Genomic DNA, 3,781 nt, shown 5'->3' on the forward strand with positions numbered 1-3,781 from the left:
GGCGCTGGAGATGCACCAGGGCGCCACCATCGCCGGTCAGCTCAAACCCACGGCTGGCACGGCGGAAGACAAACCCACACTGAAATTGGCGGCAAACAACGGCTGATCGCCTGTTCGGGCGATTTGCACTAGCATTTGCCACCTGTTGTCCCGGGGTGTTGACCCCGGTGCTTCGCCCCCTTGAAGGAAACCACCATGAGCGCTGTTGCTGAAAACGTCCAGACCGAAATGCCCGCCCCCTTGATCTTCACCGACAGTGCCGCCGCCAAGGTGGCCGAGCTGGTGGCCGAAGAGGGCAATCCCGACCTGAAGCTGCGCGTGTTCGTGCAGGGCGGTGGCTGTTCCGGCTTCCAGTACGGCTTCACCTTCGACGAGGTGGTCAACGAAGACGACACCACGATGAGCAAGAACGGCGTGTCGCTGCTGATCGACGCCATGAGCTATCAGTACCTGGTGGGCGCCGAGATCGACTACAAGGAAGATCTGGAGGGCGCGCAGTTCGTCATCCGCAACCCCAACGCCACCACCACTTGCGGCTGCGGGTCGAGCTTCAGCGTCTGACGGTTCTCCGTCGGCCACAAAAAAAGAGCGCCGAGGCGCTCTTTTTTTGTGGCCAGCCGGCAGGTTGGCAGCCGCCGGACGGGTTTATTCGGCGCTGGCCTGCTGCAGGCTGGCGGCCGCGTCAAGCTGCTGGCGCTGGGCTTGGGCCACCGCATCGAAGCGGGCGCGCAGCGCGGGGCTGATGGGGATGTTCTCGCTGTTGCGCGCGATCATCAGCGGGTCCTGGTGCTGGCCTTTGACGCGGAACTCGAAGTGCAGGTGGGGGCCGGTGGATGCGCCGGTCGAGCCGACGGCACCGACCAGATCGCCCTGGCTGACGCGTTGGCCCTTGCGCACATCGATGCGGCTGAGGTGGGCAAACAGGGTGGACTGATCGTCCTTGTGGCTGATCTCGACCACGTTGCCATACCCGCGCTGGACACCGGCAAAGGTCACGACGCCGTCGCCGATGGTGCGCACCGGCGTGCCCGTGGGGGCCGCGTAGTCCACACCCAGGTGCGCTTTCTGTTGGCCCGAGATGGGGTGGAAGCGCATGCCGTAACCGCTGCTCACCCGGGTGAACGCCAGGGGCGAGCCCAGGAAGGATTTGCGGGTGCTCTGGCCATCGAAGCCGTAGTACGCGCCCTTCTGGCCAGGCTCTTCGTACCAGACCATGTCGTGGGCACGACCGGCGTTGACGAATTCGGCGCTGAGCACGCGACCTGCGCGCATCGGCTCACCGTCCGCCTGCAGGACCTCGTACACCACACTGAAGCGGTCGCCCACGCGCAGGTCGCGGCGGAAGTCGATGTCATTGGAGAACATCTCGGCCAGTTGCACGGCCACGCTGTCGGGCAGGTTCGCGGCGTCGGTGGCGGCGAACAGGGAGCTGCGGATCTCGCCGCCGGCCAGTCGGGTGGACGGGGTTAGCTCGCCAACCTCCATCCGGCTGCTCATGCCTTGCGAACCCCGTTCGAGCACCAGCCGGTTGAAGCTGCGTTCGTCGTCCGGCAGCCAGCGGGCTGTCAGCCGCAGCAACTGGTGTTGGTCATCGGTTTCCACCGTGACCAGCTTGCCGGCGCGGCCGCTGAACAACTGGCGCGAGAGGGCGTCATCGCGCAGGAAGGCCAGCGCAGCGCTGTCGCGCACGCCCAGGCGCTGCAGCAGGCTCTGAGCGGTGTCGTCGCGGCGCACGGTGTCGCTGCGGAACAGGTTGAACGGCACGGAAGCCACCAGATCGGCAGGCACCAGCGGCTCGATGGACAGGCTTTCCACCACCTGGGTGACGGGCAGATCGGCGGCGTCGGGGGCCAGCGGCGCGATGCCGAAGGCGGTGACGCCGGTGCCCAGCAGCAGGGTGCCGACGCCCGCCATGATGCGCCGAGGGTGGCGCTCCAGGCTGTGGGCGACGGCCCTGGCCAGCAGGCTCAGGGAGGTCAGGAATTCACGCATAGACAACAGTTCCGGTCGGTGCCGCCCGCAGGGCCGCACGAAAAACAATTCGGTTTGGGAGCTGGCTGGCTCTGACAAGTTCCGGGGCCCGGAGCGATCCGGGCCGGTTGGCGATTCAGCGGCTTGGAAGCCGGGCTCTAAAATCCGCCAGCAGCGTCTGCCATTTTAGTGGGCAGGGCCTCTCTGACATCTGAAGAAACCCGTATGAACCCCAGCCCAATGGAAACCGAAAGTAATACCCTGCCGACCAATGCGGGAGGGGACCTGACGGACGGTGTGCGCGAGGCGCTGGCCGTGAGCCTGCGGGGCTGCGACGAGCTGATCCCACAGGCCGACTGGGTGAAAAAACTGGCGAAGTCGGAGAAGACCGGCGTGCCGCTGCGCATCAAGCTGGGGCTGGACCCGACGGCGCCGGACATCCACATCGGCCACACGGTGGTGCTCAACAAGATGCGCCAGCTGCAGGACCTGGGGCATCAGGTGATTTTCCTGATCGGCGACTTCACCAGCCTGATCGGCGACCCATCCGGCCGCAACAGCACGCGCCCGCCGCTGACCCCCGAGCAGATCAAGGCCAACGCCGAGACCTACTACAAGCAGGCCAGCCTGGTGCTGGACCCTGCCAAAACCGAGATCCGCTACAACAGCGAATGGAGCCTGCCGCTGGGTTCGATGGGCATGATTCAGCTCGCCGCCAAATACACCGTGGCGCGCATGATGGAGCGAAACGACTTCCACCAGCGCTTCACCGCCGGCACGCCGATCAGCGTGCACGAGTTCCTGTACCCGCTGATGCAGGGCTACGACTCGGTGGCGCTCAAGGCTGACCTGGAGCTGGGTGGCACGGACCAGAAGTTCAACCTGCTGATGGGGCGCCACCTGCAGCAGGAGTACGGCCAGGAGCCGCAGTGCATCCTGACCATGCCGCTGCTCGAAGGCCTGGACGGCGTCGAGAAGATGTCCAAGTCCAAGAACAACTACATCGGCATCGCCGAAGAGCCGAACACCATGTTCGCCAAGGTGCTGTCCATTTCGGACACGCTGATGTGGCGCTGGTACACGCTGCTGTCGTTCAAGTCGATGGCACAGATCGAGGCGCTGAAGCAGGAAGTGCAAAGCGGCCGCAACCCCAAGGACGCGAAGGTGATGCTGGCCAAGGAGATCACCGCACGCTTCCACAGCGCCGCGGCGGCCGACGCGGCGGAGCAGGACTTCATCAACCGCAGCAAGGGCGGGGTGCCCGACGAGATTCCCGAGGTCTCTTTGTCGGGCGCGCCGATGGGCGTGGCGGCGCTGCTCAATGCCGCCGGCCTGGTGGCGTCCAACGGCGAGGGCAACCGCCTGATCGACGGCGGTGGTGTGCGCATCGACTCGTCGGTGGTCAGCGACAAGGGCTTGAAGCTGGGCGCTGGTGTGTACGTGGTGCAGGTGGGCAAGCGGAAGTTTGCTCGCGTCACGCTGTCCTGATTTTTCACACCTGCGTTGCTTCGGGATCGTGACGGCTGGGCGCCCTGCGCCGCTCATGTCCCCCGGACCGGGCTGTGCCCGGTCCTCCTCCTTTACTTCGCTCTGCAGGACGCCCATCCGTCACGATCTGCGGATGTGTTGGCACTCGACCGTTGGAGCCTCTGCCGGCGGTCGGTTGGACGGGCTGGGGTGGCCGACGCAGCGAAGTCAAGGAGGAGGGGCCGCGCAGCGGCCCCGGGGGACATGAGCGGAGTCGGACACCCCAGCCCTTCCAACCATGGAGGAGGCGCAGGAGTGAGCAAGGCTCAACGCGCCCCAGCCT

General features: G+C 65.8%; 3 protein-coding genes and 1 pseudogene. 3 read left to right on the forward strand and 1 reads right to left on the reverse strand.

Going from position 1 to position 3,781, the window contains the following annotated elements; translation table 11 throughout:
* A pseudogene (locus ACR2JA_RS13550) lies at positions 1–106 on the forward strand (bactofilin family protein); the annotation flags it as partial.
* Between the two features lie 89 nt (positions 107–195).
* Entirely contained in the window at positions 196–561 is a 366-nt protein-coding gene (gene erpA / locus ACR2JA_RS13555; protein WP_434009606.1) for an iron-sulfur cluster insertion protein ErpA, read from the forward strand.
* An 84-nt stretch (positions 562–645) separates the two neighbouring features.
* Here the strand turns inward: erpA and ACR2JA_RS13560 are convergent, their stop codons facing one another.
* On the reverse strand, positions 646–1,992 hold the full coding sequence (locus ACR2JA_RS13560; RefSeq protein ID WP_434009607.1) for a peptidoglycan DD-metalloendopeptidase family protein: 1,347 nt from the start codon (positions 1,990–1,992) through the stop codon (positions 646–648).
* A 204-nt stretch (positions 1,993–2,196) separates the two neighbouring features.
* Here ACR2JA_RS13560 and tyrS point away from each other — a divergent pair, with 204 nt between their 5' ends.
* Positions 2,197–3,459 carry a tyrosine--tRNA ligase gene (gene tyrS / locus ACR2JA_RS13565; protein ID WP_434009608.1) on the forward strand — a complete coding sequence of 421 codons (1,263 nt, stop codon included), beginning with the start codon at positions 2,197–2,199 and terminating at the stop codon, positions 3,457–3,459.
* Positions 3,460–3,781 lie beyond the last annotated feature (322 nt).

This window comes from Hydrogenophaga sp. (assembly GCF_051007235.1).
Classification (GTDB): domain Bacteria; phylum Pseudomonadota; class Gammaproteobacteria; order Burkholderiales; family Burkholderiaceae_C; genus Hydrogenophaga.

What these genes read in the sequence shown, in the direction of transcription:
- erpA (WP_434009606.1), top strand. Translation starts at nt 196, where the DNA reads ATGAGCGCTGTTGCTGAAAACGTCCAGACCGAAATGCCCGCCCCCTTG.
- ACR2JA_RS13560 (WP_434009607.1), bottom strand. Translation starts at nt 1,992, where the DNA reads ATGCGTGAATTCCTGACCTCCCTGAGCCTGCTGGCCAGGGCCGTCGCC.
- tyrS (WP_434009608.1), top strand. Translation starts at nt 2,197, where the DNA reads ATGAACCCCAGCCCAATGGAAACCGAAAGTAATACCCTGCCGACCAAT.